14 protein-coding genes are annotated in these 15,596 nt (G+C 70.1%); 9 read left to right on the plus strand and 5 right to left on the minus strand.

The features are described from left to right. Positions 1 to 40: 40 nt before the first annotated feature. A complete protein-coding gene (locus BXA11_RS31105; RefSeq protein WP_076440233.1) occupies positions 41 to 508 on the plus strand; it encodes a MarR family winged helix-turn-helix transcriptional regulator in 468 nt (155 codons plus the stop codon). A gap of 45 nt (positions 509 to 553) precedes the next feature. Here BXA11_RS31105 and BXA11_RS31110 read toward each other — a convergent pair whose 3' ends face one another. After that, entirely contained in the window at positions 554 to 1,015 is a 462-nt protein-coding gene (locus BXA11_RS31110; RefSeq protein ID WP_076440235.1) for a winged helix-turn-helix transcriptional regulator, read from the minus strand. Between the two features lie 96 nt (positions 1,016 to 1,111). Between BXA11_RS31110 and BXA11_RS31115 the strand changes: the two genes are divergently transcribed. Together BXA11_RS31115 and BXA11_RS31120 are read left to right on the plus strand one after the other, a co-directional pair. After that, positions 1,112 to 1,780, plus strand: a complete 669-nt coding sequence (locus tag BXA11_RS31115; RefSeq protein WP_030509788.1) for a DUF899 domain-containing protein — start codon at positions 1,112 to 1,114, stop codon at positions 1,778 to 1,780. A gap of 51 nt (positions 1,781 to 1,831) precedes the next feature. Further along, positions 1,832 to 2,299, plus strand: coding sequence for a pyridoxamine 5'-phosphate oxidase family protein (locus tag BXA11_RS31120; protein WP_030509789.1), 468 nt, complete (start codon positions 1,832 to 1,834; stop codon positions 2,297 to 2,299). A gap of 80 nt (positions 2,300 to 2,379) precedes the next feature. On the opposite strand, the gene BXA11_RS31125 is transcribed toward BXA11_RS31120, so the two are convergent. The 3 genes from BXA11_RS31125 to BXA11_RS31135 all read right to left on the minus strand — a co-directional run bounded on the left by BXA11_RS31125 (position 2,380) and on the right by BXA11_RS31135 (position 4,786). Further along, complete coding sequence (locus tag BXA11_RS31125; RefSeq protein ID WP_030509790.1) at positions 2,380 to 2,901, minus strand: P-loop nucleotide/nucleoside kinase family protein; 522 nt, start codon at positions 2,899 to 2,901, stop codon at positions 2,380 to 2,382. Beyond that, entirely contained in the window at positions 2,902 to 3,588 is a 687-nt protein-coding gene (locus BXA11_RS31130; protein ID WP_076440237.1) for a collagen-like domain-containing protein, read from the minus strand. Between the two features lie 319 nt (positions 3,589 to 3,907). After that, the gene (locus BXA11_RS31135) at positions 3,908 to 4,786 is read right to left on the minus strand and encodes a polysaccharide deacetylase family protein (protein ID WP_076440239.1); all 879 of its coding nucleotides are present in this window, start codon (positions 4,784 to 4,786) and stop codon (positions 3,908 to 3,910) included. A gap of 305 nt (positions 4,787 to 5,091) precedes the next feature. Between BXA11_RS31135 and BXA11_RS31140 the strand changes: the two genes are divergently transcribed. After that, positions 5,092 to 6,876: an ABC transporter ATP-binding protein gene (locus BXA11_RS31140; protein WP_244303597.1), complete on the plus strand. Its 1,785-nt coding sequence runs from the start codon at positions 5,092 to 5,094 to the stop codon at positions 6,874 to 6,876. Between the two features lie 104 nt (positions 6,877 to 6,980). On the opposite strand, the gene BXA11_RS31145 is transcribed toward BXA11_RS31140, so the two are convergent. Next, complete coding sequence (locus BXA11_RS31145) at positions 6,981 to 7,997, minus strand: LacI family DNA-binding transcriptional regulator (RefSeq protein WP_197042749.1); 1,017 nt, start codon at positions 7,995 to 7,997, stop codon at positions 6,981 to 6,983. Positions 7,998 to 8,306: 309 nt separating this feature from the next. Here BXA11_RS31145 and BXA11_RS31150 point away from each other — a divergent pair, with 309 nt between their 5' ends. The 5 genes from BXA11_RS31150 to BXA11_RS31170 all read left to right on the plus strand — a co-directional run bounded on the left by BXA11_RS31150 (position 8,307) and on the right by BXA11_RS31170 (position 15,439). Next, on the plus strand, positions 8,307 to 10,304 hold the full coding sequence (locus BXA11_RS31150) for a glycoside hydrolase family 127 protein (protein WP_083744702.1): 1,998 nt from the start codon (positions 8,307 to 8,309) through the stop codon (positions 10,302 to 10,304). A 139-nt stretch (positions 10,305 to 10,443) separates the two neighbouring features. Continuing rightward, complete coding sequence (locus BXA11_RS31155) at positions 10,444 to 12,153, plus strand: carbohydrate-binding protein (RefSeq protein ID WP_143734612.1); 1,710 nt, start codon at positions 10,444 to 10,446, stop codon at positions 12,151 to 12,153. A gap of 104 nt (positions 12,154 to 12,257) precedes the next feature. Next, positions 12,258 to 13,541, plus strand: coding sequence for a sugar ABC transporter substrate-binding protein (locus BXA11_RS31160; RefSeq protein ID WP_076440243.1), 1,284 nt, complete (start codon positions 12,258 to 12,260; stop codon positions 13,539 to 13,541). Between the two features lie 63 nt (positions 13,542 to 13,604). Continuing rightward, positions 13,605 to 14,621, plus strand: coding sequence for a carbohydrate ABC transporter permease (locus tag BXA11_RS31165; protein WP_076440245.1), 1,017 nt, complete (start codon positions 13,605 to 13,607; stop codon positions 14,619 to 14,621). After that, positions 14,618 to 15,439, plus strand: a complete 822-nt coding sequence (locus tag BXA11_RS31170) for a carbohydrate ABC transporter permease (RefSeq protein WP_076440247.1) — start codon at positions 14,618 to 14,620, stop codon at positions 15,437 to 15,439. Before BXA11_RS31165 ends, BXA11_RS31170 begins: the two co-directional genes overlap by 4 nt. The last annotated feature ends 157 nt before the right edge of the window (positions 15,440 to 15,596 follow it).

Raw genomic sequence — 15,596 nt, forward strand, 5'->3', positions numbered from 1 at the left:
GTTAGTGTACTAATCAAGTAGCATGGCGGTGGAGGTGCACATGAGTGACATTGGCGACATCGCCGACCCGCTGGCCCTGGAGAACCAGGTCTGCTTCGCCCTGGCGGTCGCCTCTCGGTCGGTCATCGGTCTCTATCGGCCCCTGCTCGAACCGATGGGGCTGACCCACCCGCAATACCTGGTGATGCTGGCCCTGTGGCAGTTCGCGCCGTTGTCGGTGAAGGACCTCAGCCGGCTGCTGCAGCTGGAGCCGGCCACGCTGTCGCCGCTGCTCAAGCGCCTGGAGGCGGCCGGCCTCGTCGAGCGCCGCCGCGCCAGCGACGACGAGCGTTCCCTGGCGATCGTGCTGACCGCCGAGGGACGCGCACTGCGCCGGCAGGCCGAGAAAATCCCGGTGGCGATCGTCGAGCGGCTGGGGATGGGGCTGACCGAGCTGCAGAGCCTCCACCAGGCGCTGACCCGGGTGATCGCCGCGGCCAACGGCGCCCACCTCGCCGCACAGCCCTGACGGCCCGCTGCCGGCCCGGCGATCAGCGGGGTGACGGGGGACGGGTCAGGCGGTGACGGCGGCTCCCGGACCCGGCAGGATGTCGATGCAGGTGACGTCCATGGGACGGTCGCACACGGAACAGTGCAGCTCGACGTGGCCGATCTCCCCGCAGGCATGGTGCCGGTAGAGCACCGGTGGCCCGGCCTCGCCCGCCGTCCAGCGGTCGCCCCATCGCACCATCACCATCAGCAGGTCGCACAACTCCGTCCCCTTGGCGGTGAGCGCGTACTCGTATCGGGGCGGCCGCTCCGAATACCGCCGCCGTTCCAGCACGTCGTTGTCCACGAGCCATTTGAGCCGCTCGGTCAGCACCTTCCGGGAGATGCCCAGGCTCTGCTGGAGCTGGTCGAAGCGGCCGATCCCCACCAGGACGTTGCGCAGGATCAACGGCGACCATGACTCGCCGATCACGTCCAATGTGCGGGCGATCGAGCAGGCCATGTCACCGAACCGGGTTCGCTGCATGGGCTCGATGATAGCCGAAAGGGTTCCTTGAAGAGACGTACCTCTGCTAGCGTCGGCCACGTTAGTTTCCTCAAGAGACGCACAGAGGAGTCCGCCATGCATCGTCCCCCGGTCGTGTCGGCACAGGAATGGCAGGCCGCGCGCGAGGCGCTTCTGGTCAAGGAGAAGGAGCACACCCGAGCACTGGACGCGCTGGCCGCGGAACGGCGCAGGCTGCCGATGGTCCGCCTCGCCGACGGCTACCGCTACACCGCGCCGGACCGCTCGACGGTCGATCTGCCCGGCCTGTTCGAGGGCCACCGCCAGTTGGTGATCTACCACTTCATGCAGGCCCCGGGGCAGGACTGGCTGTGCACCGGCTGCGCCACCTTCACCGACAACATCGCAGACCAGTCTCACCTCAACGCCCGGCACACCCGGCTGATCCTGATGTCCCGCGCACCTCAGGACGAGATCGACGTCGTACGGCGGCGGATGGGCTGGACCGTGCCCTGGTACTCAGCCGGCGCCGACTTCTACGACGACCTTGGGCTCGGCGACGGTTTCGGGCTGAGCGTCCTGCTACGCGACGGCGCGGAGGTCTTCCGCACCTACTACACCAGCGGGCGAGGGGTCGACCGGCTCCGGCTCGACTTCAACCTGCTCGACCTCACGCCCTACGGACGTCAGGAGGAGTGGGAGAACTCCCCGGAGGGCTGGCCACAGGACCCGACGATGAGCTGGCTCCGGCCGCGCGATCAATACCCTGGCCCGCCGCGACCGTGACCGCCCGCCCTCGATTTCCGCAGTCCCCGACCGCTTGTCCAGGAGGCAGCCGTGGCACGAACCCTCACCGCCCCCGAGCGCGAGCACTTCCTCGCCCTGCCGCACGTCGGCGTCCTCAGCGTCGCCGCGGACGACGGCCGTCCCCCGCTCACCGTGCCCGTCTGGTACGCCTACACGCCCGGCGGAAACCTGAACTTCTTCACCGGCAGTCAAGGCCGGGTCGCGCGCAAAACCCGGCTGCTCCAGCGGTCGGGAGCCTTGAGCTTCTGCGTGCAGCAGACCGAGTTCCCCTACAAGTACGTCACGGTCGAGTGCACGGTGCTGGAGGAGGACTGGACGCCTTCGGCCGAGGAGGTGACGGCCATCACCTCTCGCTACCTACCGCCCCACCTCGCCCGCGCCTTCGCCGAGGCCGAGACTGCCCACCCCGCCGGCACCTTCGTGCTGTTCACCGCGCGTCCCGACCGGTGGCTGAGCTTCGACTTCGCTGATGACGCGCCCGCCTCGGCCGGAGACTGAGACGCAGGTGCTCCGGCGGAACGCCGGATCCATGCCTCCGCCCACACTCTCGTCAACCCCTGGAACCGCACCCGGTGGGCTCATTCCTGCGGGATGACCCGCTCTCCTTCGCCCACAGGCTCCTCGAAGCCTGCCAGGTATGACCGTAGAAGTTCCTCGGACACCGTGACGCGGTTCGGCCCAGTCAGGGCGTTGCGCGCCGCGAGCCGCCGGCGCAGGGTCTCCGGGTTCGCTTTCAGGTAGACGAGCTCCCACCGATACCCGTGACTCTCGATCAGCGACTTGTACCGGTCACGCGTCGCGCGCCGCCAGAAGCTGTAGTCCAGGACCACGCTCCGGCCTGCGCGCATCAGGCGCTCCAGCTCCTGCCACAAGGCCTCCTCGGCACGGGCCTTGTGATCCTCGTACTCCTCCTGGTCGAGTTGGCCGCCGTCGCGCCCGATCAGTGCCCAGACGGCCTCGTCGATGGACAGCCGGACGTAGCCGCGCTGCTCCAACTCCTGCGCGTACGTCGTCTTGCCCGCGCCCGCGACGCCGCACATCATCACGACCCGCCGCTCGATCTCGTCCTGAAGCCGAGCGGCGGGACGCCCTGTGTGCACTCAGCTCCCCATGCAGATCACGTAGATGGTGCCGGTGATGCTCTTGCCCCAGAGCCTCCAGCCGACCGCCTTGCCGTTGACGAGGTACGGCGCGTTCATGGTGATGTAGGGCGCGCTCGGGGTGCTGCCGGAGATGAAGCCGCCACCCGTGGCGACCATGTTGTCCGGGCACATGATCTCGTCGCTGCCGCCGTTGGCCGGCAGGTAGAGGGCGTCCGCTTTGGTGATGACGTTGGCGGATCCACCCCCGGAGCCTGCGGGGCCCGCGGGTCCGGCCGGACCCGCGGGACCACGCGCGCCCGTCTCGCCCTTCTCACCCTTCGGGCCCTGCGGACCGGTGAGGCCGCGCTCGCCCCTGTCACCCTTCGGACCCTGGGCGCCGGTCTCGCCCTTGTCCCCCTTCGGGCCCTGCGGACCGGTGAGGCCGCGGTCGCCGTCCTTGCCGGGAGCGCCGTCCTTGCCGGGCTCGCCCTTGGCTCCGGCGGCTCCGGTGTCCCCCTTCGGGCCCTGCGGGCCGGCCGGACCGCGCAGACCCTGGGGACCACGCAGACCGCGCGGGCCCTGGGCTCCGGTGTCGCCCTTCGGGCCGGTGCCGCCGATCCCCACCGGACCCTGCGGACCGGTCCTGTTCCACGACACCTTCGTCTCGGTCGCCTTACACGTCGCCGTGGCATTCACCAGACGCATATACCGCGTGCTCTTGTTCACACATGCGTACAACGGCGCGTCACTCGCCGACGAAGCGGTGGCCGCGCCACCCAGAACCAGGACAGACCCGACCAGGGCGCCGGCCGTAACGAGGCCGATGCTCCGGCCGCCCGGCAACTTGATAGCCACGGATTTCCCTCTCTGCGGCATAAGGGGCGACTGATGCGCAGGAAGCGCGTGTGGTACACGTCCGAGCGGAAGCGGCGGTTGTCTTCCCGTAGATCACGTATGCGCATCACCGCTCTGTGTCAGCCACCTCCGTCAGGAGCAGGAACGGAGCCGCTCGGGACCGGAACGCTCACGCCCGGGGGCGGCGGGCCGTGAAGTCGTCCGCGATGGCGTCGAACGTGGACCACCGGACGCCCTCGTGCTTGTTGATGTGCTCGATGAGGCGTTCCAGCATGAGCAGGACCTGCGGGCGGCCCGAGACGTCCGGGTGGATCGTCATGGTGAAGACGGCGTAGTCCGACTCGCGGTAGACCCAGTCGAACTGGTCGCGCCACATCTCCTCGACGTGCCGCGGGTTCACGAAGCCGTGGCTGTTCGGGCTGGTCTTGATGAACATCATGGGCGGCAGGTCGTCGAGGTACCAGCTCCCCGGGATCTCGACGAGTTCGGTCTCCTCCCCGCGCACGAGCGGCTTCATCCACTCGCGGGCGTCCTTGCCGTAGTCGATCTTCGACCAGGTGTCGCACACGCGCACGTAGTACGGCTCGAAGTCGCGGTGCATGAGCGAGTGGTCGTACTTGATGCCGCGTTCGAGCAGCAGCTCGTTGGTGACCGGCGAGAACTCCCACCACGGCGCGACGTACCCGCTGGGACGCCGGCCGGTGCGCGTCTCGATGAGGTCGATGCAGTAGTCGAGGACGGCCGACTCCTGCTCGCGGGTCATCGCGATCGGGTTCTCGTGGCTGTAGCCGTGCACGCCGATCTCGTGTCCGGCGGCCACGACCTGCTCGAACTGCTCGGGAAAGGTCTCGATGGAGTGACCGGGCCAGAACCAGGTCGACGGCAGGCCGTACTTCTTCATCAGGGCGTTGAGCCGCGGCACGCCCACCTCGCCCGCGAAAAGACCGCGCGAGATGTCGTCCGGGGAGTCCTCACCGCCGTAGGAGCCGAGCCAGCCGCCGACCGCGTCGACGTCGATCCCGAACGCTACGAAGATTTCCTTGGCCACAGCGCGTCCTCTCTTCCTGGTGTCGACGGGCCGGACGTGGGCGGCGAGGGTCTGCCGCGTGACCGGGGGCGATGCCGCCCAGCGGCGCCATGACGTGCGCCACATGGCTCCCGTTCCCCGTGCGTGCGCAGGGAACGACTCACCCACGTAGCCCGACATCGCGGCTCGCCCACGCCCGCCCGGGCGACGGAAAATCGTTCGCTCTTCCCTCACGCACTGCGAGACCATGACCACGGCGGGTTCGGCGGCGGGGAGGGCTGATGGCTGCGCTCGGATCACTTGAGGACGCTGATAACGGCCCATCCGTGCGTAGAACAGCGCTTCTGCTGGTGCTGCGCTACTACTGCGGCGAGCTGAGGCGCCAACGGCGGGTCGCGGTGCCCGCGCTGACGTTGCCGGCCCTGGGGAACATCTGCCTGTTCTACCTGGCGCCGCTGGCGGTGGCCGGGCTCGTGGGGCATCTGTCCGGCGGCGGGGACGGCACCGTCGGTGCGCTCCTGCCGTACGTGCTCGGGTTCGGCGCGATGCTGCTGACCGGTGAGGTGCTGTGGCGGGTGGGGCTGCACTTCCTGAACCGCACCGACGCCCGGGGCATCGAGCGGCTCGGCGTGGTGGGCATGGACGAGCTGCTGGCCAAGGACGCCGCGTTCTTCCACGACAACTTCGCCGGCTCCCTGACCAAGCGGGTGATCGGCTTCTCCTCCAGGTTCGAGGAGTTCGCCGACACGCTCACGTTCTCGATCGTGGCCAAGGTGGTGCCCCTGGCCTTCGCCTCGGTGGTGCTGTGGCGATACCACCCGCTGCTGGTCCTCGTTCTGGTGGGCCTCATCATCGTCACCGGGTTTCTCGTCGCCCCGCTCATCCGCCGCCGCCGGGCGCTGGTGGACCGGCGCGAGGCCGCCAGAGTGCTGGTGTCGGGTCACGTCGCCGACGTGCTGGCCAACATGGACACGGTCCGCTCGTTCGCCGCCGAGGAGCGCGAGGCCGCCGAATATCGGGCGAGGATCGCCGAGCAGCGCAGGTTGTCCCTGCTCTCGTGGGATTACGGCAACCTCAAGGTGGACACCGTCGTCGCCCCGCTGTCGGTGCTCACCAGCTCCGTGGGCCTGCTCCTCGCCGTGGCGCTGCGCGGAGGTCTCGGCGTGGAGGCCATCGTGGTGACGTTCACCTACTACACGAACGCGATCGGCATCATGTTCGAGTTCAACCAGATCTACCGGCGCATCGAGAGCGTGCTCACCGAGGCGGCCCAGTTCACCGAGCTGCTTCTCGTGCCGCCGACCGTGGTGGACCCGGTCGATCCGCAGCCGCTGCGCCGGGTCGACGCGAGCATCCGCTTCGAACGGGTGCGGTTCGCGCACGGCGGCGGCCCGCTCCTGTTCGACGGCCTGGACCTGGACATCCCCAGCGGCGCCAAGATCGGGCTGGTCGGCCAGTCCGGCGGCGGCAAGACCACGCTCACCCGGCTGTTGCTCCGGCTCATGGACATAGACGGGGGCCGCATCCTGATCGGCGGCCAGGACATCGCCCGGCTGCGCCAGGCCGACCTGCGCAGCCTGATCGCCTACGTGCCGCAGGAGCCCGCCATGTTCCACCGGTCCGTGCGCGACAACCTCGCGTTCGCCCGGCCGGGCGCCACCGAGGCCGAGATCCTCCGGGCCGCGCGGGCGGCGCACGTCACGGAGTTCGTCGAGTCCCTGCCGGACGGGTTCGACACCCTGGTCGGCGAGCGCGGCGTCAAGCTCTCCGGCGGCCAGCGGCAGCGCATCGCGCTCGCGCGCGCCATCCTGCGCGACGCCCCGATCCTGCTGCTGGACGAGGCGACCAGCGCGCTGGACTCCGAGAGCGAGATCCTCGTGCAGGAAGCCCTGTGGCAGTTGATGCAGGACCGTACGGCACTCGTGGTCGCGCACCGCCTGAGCACCGTGGTCCGCATGGACCGGCTCGTCGTGCTCAACCGGGGGCACATCGTGGAGCAGGGCACCCACGGCGAACTGCTCCAGGCCGAAGGCCCCTACGCCCGGCTCTGGCACCACCAGTCCGGGGGTTTCCTCATCGAGGACGACACCCCGGACGTGCTCCACCGCTGAGCGGCGCTCCACTGCTGAGCTCCACTGCTGACCGGGCCCGGGTCATGAGCGCGACCGTGTCATGACCCGGGCGACCCACGTCGCGAGGCGCCGTACGGACACGGTCACGTGAGCGGCACGGTGGTCGACTCCCGGACCACGAGGCGGCAGGGGTGGGCGTGCCGGCCGGGGGAGGGGGAGCCGTTGATGGCGGCCAGGAGCATCTCCGCCGCCGACCGGCCGAGCCCTTCGAGGTCCAGATCGATGCTGGTCAGCGGCGGCTGGCAGGCTTCGGTCATGACGTCCCAGTTGTCGAAGCCGATGAGGGCGACGTCCTGGGGGACCCGGCGGCCGGCGGCCCGCAGCGCGTCGCAGACGCCCCGGGCGATCTGGTCGCTGCCGCAGAAGACGGCGTCGAACTCGGCCCGGCCGGCGAGGAGGATGCCGACGGCCTGACGGCCCCACACCTCGCTCCATCCGCCGAACAGCGGGGGAGCGACCAGGGACAGCCCGTCCTCGGCGAGGCGCTCGGAGGCCGCGGCCGCGCGCACCCGGGCGGAGTTGTGGTGCTCGGGCCCCGTGACGTGGGCGATCCGGGTGCGCCCGACGGCCAGCAGGTGCTCGACCGCCTTGCGGGCGCCGCCCGCCTCGTCAGGGACCACCGAGCAGTCGCCGGGGTCGGCCGAGCTGATGAAGGCGTAGACGACGGGCACGGGCAGGTTGGCGCCGATGGGCGCCCGCGCCTCGGTGCGCCGGCCGGTGACGATCATGCCGTCGACCCGGCGACTGAGGAGGGTCTTGACGTAGTACTGCTCGCGGATGGGATCGTCGCGCCCGTCGCAGAGGAAGACCGACATCTCTCCGGCGCCCAGCGCGTCCTCCGCGCCCATCAGCACGGGGATGCTGAACCGCCCGATCGTGTCGGTGGTGATCATGCCGACCGTGTAGGTGCGGCCCGAGTGCAGGCTTCGGGCGCCCGCGTTCGCCTCGAAGCTGAGCTGCCGGGCCGCCTCCCTGACGCGCATGCGGGTCTCCTCCCGCAGCGATCCGCGTCCGTTGAGCGCCTTGGAGGCCGTGCCCACCGACACCCCGGCCAACGCCGCGACGTCGGCGATCGTGGCATGACGCTCCAGCTTTCCCACTTTTCCTCCACTTTCCTAGGGGGTTGCCTGAGCCCCACTCTATAGGCCGTACGTGCGACTACGAAGCCCTCGTAACAACGCGGAAACAGGCTATTGACGGTCTGGAAGCCGGTTGGATACCGTGACGGCAATCGTTTTCCTAGTTTCCTACTGCGGGCGACCTGCCCTCTGGCTTGTCGCTTCGCAGGCACCAGGGCGGTCCGCCTCGGCGGACTTCCCGCGTCCCTCGCCGTGAGCAGGAGACTCCTCCGTGAGCAGGAGACTCCTCGGTGGCGTGAAGGACGACCCCTGCTCCACGAAAGATGAGGCATGACTGAGCAGAAGTTGTCAGACACCTCCCCGGTCGACCTCCGCGGTTCGGCGGAGCCGGCGGCGCTGCGTGGTTCGGCGGGGCCGGTGGCCCCGGGGCCCGGGGCGACCGCCGCGCTGTGGCCGCTGAGCCCGGACCAGGCCCGTCTCGACCCGGGGGGTCTGCTGGGGCAGTGGCAGCGGCGCAACGCCGAGGACACGCTGCCGCACTGCGTGGACAACCTGCACCGCGCCGGGAACATCGGCAACCTCCGAGCCGCCGCGGGCGAGTCGGACGCGGCGTTCGCCGGCATGTGGTTCGCCGACTCCGACGTCCACAAGACGCTGGAGGCCGCGGCTTGGGAGCTGGGCACCTCGCCCGGCGACGGGGCGCTGCGGTCGTTCGTGGAGGACACGGTCGCGTTGCTCGCCCGCGCCCAGCAGGCGGACGGCTACCTCAACTCCTACTTCACCGTCGTCGCGCCGGACGAGCGGTGGCGCAAGCCGGACTGGAGCCACGAGCTGTACTGCGCCGGCCATCTCTTCCAGGCGGCGGTGGCCGCCGCGCGCACCGGCGTGAGCCCCGCGCTGGTGGCCGTGGCCCGCCGGTTCGCCGACCTGCTGGTGGAGCGGTTCGGGCCTGACGGTGTCGAAGAGGTCTGCGGGCATCCGGAGATCGAGACCGCGCTCGCCGAGCTCTACCGGCTGACCGGCCACCGGCCCTATCTGGACCTGGCGCGCCGGTTCCTCGACCTGCGCGGACGGGGTCTGCTCGGGCACGGGCGGTTCGGGCCCGCCTACTACCAGGACCACGTGCCCGTACGCGAGGCCCGCGAGGTCACCGGCCACGCCGTACGCCAGCTCTACCTGCTGGCCGGGATGGTCGACGTGGGCGTGGAGGCGGGCGACCACGTGCTGCTGGACGCGGCCGAGCGGCTGTGGGAGGACGCCGTCCACCGGCGCACCTACGTGACCGGCGCGCACGGCTCGCGCCACCGCGACGAGGCGTACGGCGGCCCGTACGAGCTGCCGGCCGACCGGGCCTACGCCGAGACCTGCGCGGCGATCGCGAGCGTCCACGTGAACTGGCGGCTGCTGCTGGCCACCGGCCGGGCCCGCTACGCCGACGAGATGGAGCGGGCGCTGTACAACGCGGTCGCCCCCGCCGTGTCGTCCGACGGCAGGCGCTTCTTCTACTCCAACCCCCTGCAGCTGCGCACGGGACACGCGAGCTCGGGGGAGGAGGAGGCGGCGCGCCGGCTGCCCTGGTATTCGTGCGCCTGCTGCCCGCCCAACATCGCCCGGCTGATGGCCTCGCTGCACGGCTATCTGGCCACCGCCCACGACGACGGCCTGCAGATCCACCTGTACGCCTCGGGCACCGTGAACGCCGAGGTCGCGGGCGCCGCCGTACAGGTGGACATGCGCACCGAATACCCCTGGCAGGGGCGGATCGAGCTGACCGTGACCGCCGGGACCGCCGTCCCCTGGACGCTCGCGCTGCGCGTGCCGGCCTGGTGCGACGCGTACACGGTCAGGATCGACGGCGGCCCGGTGATGGCCCCCGCGCGGGACGGCTACATCCGGCTCACCCGAGTCTGGGCGCCGGGTACGACGGTCGTCCTCGACCTCGACATGCCCGTCCGGCAGGTGACCGCGCACCCGCGCGTGGACGCGGTGCGGGGCTGCGTCGCCCTGGCACGCGGCCCGCTCGTGTACTGCCTGGAGCAGGCGGACCTGCCGCCCGGAACGGTCCTGGAGGACGTGCGGCTGGACCCCGCCGCGCCTGCGGTCACCGCCGCTTCGGCCGCATCGGACCGCGGGGAGGGCCCGGCGGACATCCCGGTCATGATCAACATCGGCGGGCTGGTCACCCAGGCCGGCGACTCGCTGTACGCCACCGGGAGAAGGCGGGAGCGGCCGGGCACGCCGCTCACGCTCACGGCGGTGCCGTACTTCCTCTGGGGCAACCGGAGTGAGGGCCCGATGCGGGTCTGGATTCCGGTCGCCACGGAATGACCTCGCGGGCCGCGTCGTGCGGCCCGCGCCGGAAGAGGGAACCGCCCGCGGCGCACGCCGCCGAATTCGGGGCGGGCGGTTCCCGGCTCCACCTCCTCTCCACCCCCCACCTGAGCATTAGAAAGAGCGAGGTAGGTATATGCGCAGACCCCGACGCACGACCCTGTTACCCGCGCTGTCCGTGTCACTGGCCGGGGCGCTCGTCCCGCTGGCGCCCGCCGAGGCGGCGGGCGCCACCCTGACGGTGAACGCGGCCCAGCCCTTCCGGCCCGTCACCCACGTCGCCGCCGGCGGCCTGTACGGCCTGGCGGAGAACAGCAGACCGGCCGACTCCGCGCTGCTGCCGCTGAAGGTCAACTCGCTGACGCAGCCCGCCCCGGGCGTGGGGCAGCGGCCCAACGGCCAGCCGCCCGGCGGCGACGCGCTGCTCGTGGCCCCGCAGGCCACCCGGGTGGGGGCCGGGGAGTACATCCGGATGCCGGACATCTACCCGAACTTCCCCTACCAGTGGGTGAGCTGGAACGACTGGCTGGCCAAGGTGAACACGATGGTCGCCGCCCGTCGCAACGCGACCTCGGTGACCAACGTCATCGGCTGGGAGCTGTGGAACGAGCCCGACGGGACCTGGAACACCTCCGCCGCCGGGTCCTTCAACGACGGGTGGACGCGCACCTACCGGGCCGTGCGGGCGCTGGACACGACGACGCCGATCGTCGGCCCGAGCACCTCCTACTACAACCGCTCCTGGTTGTCGTCGTTCCTGAGCAGCGCCAAGGCCGCGGGCACGCTGCCCGACGTCATCTGCTGGCACGAGCTGGGCGGCGATCCCAGCGGCATCGCCGGGCACATCGCCGACTACCGCGCGCTGGAAAGCTCGCTCGGCATTAGCCCCCGCCGCATCGCGATCAACGAGTACGCCGCGCCGGGCGAGGTCGACGTCCCCGGCCGGATCGCCAGTTACGTTGCCAAGTTCGAGCGCGCTGGCGTCGAGACGGCACACAGGGCGTTCTGGTACGAATACGGCACCATGAACGGGCTTGTCGTCAACAACAGCCAGCCCACCGGCACGTGGTGGCTGTACAAGTGGTACGGCGACATGGCCGGCCGTATGGTCACCACCACCCCGGCCACCCAGACCGGGCTGGACGGCTTCGCCTCCTACGACTCCACCCGCAAGATCGTCAACGTGGTCTTCGGCAACGAGTCGGGCACCAACACGGTGCGCGTCACGGGCATCGGCGCGCTGGGCTCCTCGGTCCGGGCGACCCTGCAGTCGACCCCCGCGAACGGCCGGTTCACCGCCGTGACCGCGCCGACGACCATCTCGACGAGCACCTACACCGTGAGCAACGGGCAGATCAGCGTCTCGGTGCCGAACATGTCGGCGACGAGCGCCTACAACCTGGTGATCGAGCCGGTCAGCGGGGTGCCGTCCTATCAGCAGCGCTACGAGGCGGAGAACGCGGCCGTCTTCCGCGCCCAGCGGCTGACGAGCTCGAGCGCGTCCGAGGGAGGCTACGTGGGGCGCATCGACAACAACAACGGCGATCACGCCACGGACAGCTACGTCGACTTCGTGGTGAACGTGCCCACGGCCCGGGCGTACACGATGACCATCGGCTACGCCAACGCGACCGGCGCGACCGCCACGCAGGGGCTGGCGTACAACGGCGGCGCCTGGACGACGGTCAGCTATCCACCCACGGCCGCCTGGGGCCAGTTCGGCGCGACGGTCAGCACCACGGTGAACCTGCGGGCGGGCTACAACGTGATCCGCCTGGCCAAGGGGTCCCCCTCCTTCGGCGGCGGGACCGGCTTTGCCGAGCTGGACTACATCCAGCTCACCTGAGCAGCGCCCGAGCCGCAGCGCGGGTTCGCACCCTGACCGCGCGGACCCGCTCCGGTGAACGAGATGACAGCGGCCGGACGCCGGCCGTCGAAAGGAAGAACGATATGAAGAGCCTCGACAAAGGCCGGCGTGCCGCCGGCCTGGGCCTGGTGGTCCTCGTCGTCGCGGGTGGTCTCACCGCGTGCTCAGGGTCGTCCGGGAGCGACGCCGGTGCCGTTGCCTCGGCGGGCACGGACCAGGCCGCCGGGGGCGGGACCTACACGATCTGGGACCCCTACCCGCAGTTCGACGACTCCTCCGACTGGGTGAAGCTGCTCACGCAGTGCGGCACCCAGGCCGGGGTGACCGTCAAGCGGACCGGCTACGACACCACCGACCTGACCAACAAGGCGCTGCTGGCCGCACAGCAGGGCAACTCGCCGGACGTGCTGATCGTGGACAACCCGGTCGTCTCGACGCTGGCCGAGGCCGGCGTGCTGACGACGACCGACGAGACGAAGATCGACACCTCGGCCGTCTCGCCGAACCTGCTCGCCGCCGGCCAGCTCGGCAGCAAGACGTACGGCATCCCGATCGGGGCCAACACCCTCGCCCTCTACTACAACAAGGAGGTGCTGAAGAAGGCCGGGGTGGACGCCGACTCGGTCAAGGACTGGGCGTCGCTGACCGCGGCGCTGGAGAAGGTGAAGGCGGCGGGCAAGAAGGGCATCACGTTCTCGGGCATCGGCACCGAGGAGGGCAGCTTCCAGTTCCTGCCCTGGTTCTGGGGCTCGGGTGCGAACCTCACGAAGCTCGACTCGCCCGAGGGCGTCGCGGCGCTGTCGCTGTGGGCCGACTGGGTGAAGAAGGGCTACGCGCCCACCTCGGTCATCAACAACACCCAGACCACGAGCTGGCAGGAGTTCGCGACCGGGGACTTCGCCTTCAGCGAGAACGGCACCTGGCAGCTCGCCAACGCCAAGAAGACCGGCTTCGACTACGGCATCATCCCGATCCCCGCGAAGGACGGCGGCACCGCTCCCGCCCCGACCGGCGGCGAGTTCGTCACCATGCCCGTGCAGAAGGACGCCGCCCGCTACGTCGCGTCGCAGAAGCTGGTGACGTGCCTGACCAGCACCGGCAACTCCCTGACCACCACCACGACGCTGTCGTACATCGCGCCGACGGAGGACGTGCAGACCAAGCAGGTCGAGCAGAACGCCGAGCTGAAGGTGTGGGTGGAGGCGGTCAAGGCGGCCAAGGGCCGCACCAGCGACAACCTCGGCACGAAGTACCCGAAGATCTCCGAGCCGATGTGGAAGGCGATGCAGGCCGCGCTGAGCGGGTCGCAGCCGCCGCAGGAGGCGCTGACCGCGGCCCAGGCCACGGCGGCGAGCGCCATCCAGTAGCGTCGCGCGGGTCCGGGGCGACCGGCCCCGGGCCCGCCGCCGGTCGTCCAGACGAAGGAAAGCATGAAACACGCAACTCAGACGCCGGCCCCGCCGACCGAGGGCGGCTGGCGGGAGGGGGCCACGGCGTCGCGGGCCGGGAGCGCGCACCGCGCACCCGCGCGGCGGGGCGGCCCGGGGCAGTGGGCAACAGGGCGGTGGGCAACAGGGCAGTGGGCGGCATGGGCGTTCCTCGTGCCGGTGGTGGTCTACCTGCTCGCGTTCTACGTCTATCCGCTGTATCGCAACGTCGACCTCAGCCTGCGGAACTACACGGTGCGCTCGTTCGTGCAGGGGGACGCGCCGTTCACCGGGTTCGCCAACTACGCCAAGGTGTTCGCCGACGCCACCTTCGCCCCGGCGCTGTGGCACACCATCGTGTTCACGGTGGTGTCGCTGGCCTTCCAGTTCACCATCGGGCTCGCGCTGGCGGTGTTCTTCAGCCGGAACTTCCGGCTGTCGGCGACGCTGCGAGCGCTGTTCCTGGTGCCGTGGCTGCTGCCTCTGATCGTGTCCTCCTCAACATGGTCGTGGATGCTCAACAGCGAATCCGGCGTGGTCAACGCCGCCCTCACCGCGGTCGGCACCGACCCGGTCAACTGGCTGACGTCGCCGGACTGGTCACTGTGGTCGGTGACCATCGCCAACATCTGGATCGGGATCCCGTTCAACCTGGTCGTGCTCTACAGCGGACTCCAGGCGATCCCCACCCACATCTACGAGGCGGCGGCCCTCGACGGCGCCACCCCCTGGCAGCGGTTCTGGCGGGTGACGTTCCCCCTGCTGCGGCCGGTCTCGGCGATCACGCTGCTGCTCGGGCTGGTCTACACGCTGAAGGTGTTCGACATCATCTGGATCATGACGAAGGGCGGCCCGAGCGACGCGTCAACGACGCTCGCCACCTGGTCCTACCGGCTGGGCTTCGGCAACATGCTGCCCTCCTTCGGCCCGGGCGCGGCGGTCGGCAACCTGCTGATCGTGATCGCGCTGGTCTTCGGCCTCGTCTACATCCGTACGCAGCGAAGGCAGGGGGCGGCATGACGGCGACCCGGCGCACCTGGTGGCGGACCGGCCTGGGCCTGGTGTTCACCGTGCTCATGCTGTTCCCGGTCTACTGGATGATCAACGTCTCGTTCACGCGCGACCAGGACATGCGCAAGTCGCCGCCGTACTGGTTCCCCGTGCACGGGACGCTTGAGGGCTACCGCGCGGTGCTGGAGCAGCAGGGGCCCTACCTCGCCACCAGCCTCGTGGTGGGCCTGGGCACCGTGGCCCTGACGCTGATGATCGCGGCCCCGGCGGCGTACTCACTGGCCAAGCTGCGCCCGCGCGGCGGCGGCGTGCTGAGCTTCGTGCTGCTGATCGCGCAGATGATCCCCGGCGTGATCATGGCCATGGGGTTCTACGCGATCTACCTGAGCACCGGGGTGCTGAACACCGTGCCGGGGCTGATCGTGGCCGACTCCACGCTGGCGGTGCCGTTCGCCGTGCTGATCCTCACCGCGTTCATGTCCGGCATCCCCGAGGAGCTGATGCACGCGGCCCGGGTGGACGGCGCGGGCGCGCTGCGCACGTTCTGGTCGGTCGTGCTGCCGGTCAGCCGCAACTCGGTCATCACGGTGTCGCTGTTCACGTTCCTGTGGGCCTGGTCCGACTTCGTCTTCGCCTCCACCCTCGACCAGGGCGGCGGCCACCAGCCGATCACGCTCGGCATCTACCACTACATCGGCAACAACAACCAGCAGTGGAACGCCATCATGGCGACCGCGGTCGTCGCGTCCATCCCGGCCACCGTGCTCCTCGTCATCGCCCAGCGCTACGTCGCCGCCGGGGTCACGGCCGGCGCCGTCAAGGACTGAGGAAGCGTTCCGCACCCACAAGAACGTCGTCGTCCACCGCTCGCCCGAAATGTTAGCGCTAACACTTCGAGGCGGGGAGCTCCGCAGCGCCGGGAGTTCTGGTGAGACGGCGCGCAGAAAGGTGAACGTCCCCTCGTTCACGCAACACAAAGGAGTA

The organism is Microbispora rosea, from assembly GCF_900156315.1.
GTDB classification, from domain to species: Bacteria; Actinomycetota; Actinomycetes; order Streptosporangiales; family Streptosporangiaceae; genus Microbispora; species Microbispora rosea.

Coding starts and splice junctions, on each gene's coding strand:
- BXA11_RS31105 (WP_076440233.1), top strand. CDS start 41: ATGAGTGACATTGGCGACATCGCCGACCCGCTGGCCCTGGAGAACCAG.
- BXA11_RS31115 (WP_030509788.1), top strand. CDS start 1,112: ATGCATCGTCCCCCGGTCGTGTCGGCACAGGAATGGCAGGCCGCGCGC.
- BXA11_RS31165 (WP_076440245.1), top strand. CDS start 13,605: ATGAAACACGCAACTCAGACGCCGGCCCCGCCGACCGAGGGCGGCTGG.
- BXA11_RS31170 (WP_076440247.1), top strand. CDS start 14,618: ATGACGGCGACCCGGCGCACCTGGTGGCGGACCGGCCTGGGCCTGGTG.
- BXA11_RS31155 (WP_143734612.1), top strand. CDS start 10,444: ATGCGCAGACCCCGACGCACGACCCTGTTACCCGCGCTGTCCGTGTCA.
- BXA11_RS31130 (WP_076440237.1), bottom strand. CDS start 3,588: ATGCGTCTGGTGAATGCCACGGCGACGTGTAAGGCGACCGAGACGAAG.
- BXA11_RS31160 (WP_076440243.1), top strand. CDS start 12,258: ATGAAGAGCCTCGACAAAGGCCGGCGTGCCGCCGGCCTGGGCCTGGTG.
- BXA11_RS31110 (WP_076440235.1), bottom strand. CDS start 1,015: ATGCAGCGAACCCGGTTCGGTGACATGGCCTGCTCGATCGCCCGCACA.
- BXA11_RS31150 (WP_083744702.1), top strand. CDS start 8,307: ATGACTGAGCAGAAGTTGTCAGACACCTCCCCGGTCGACCTCCGCGGT.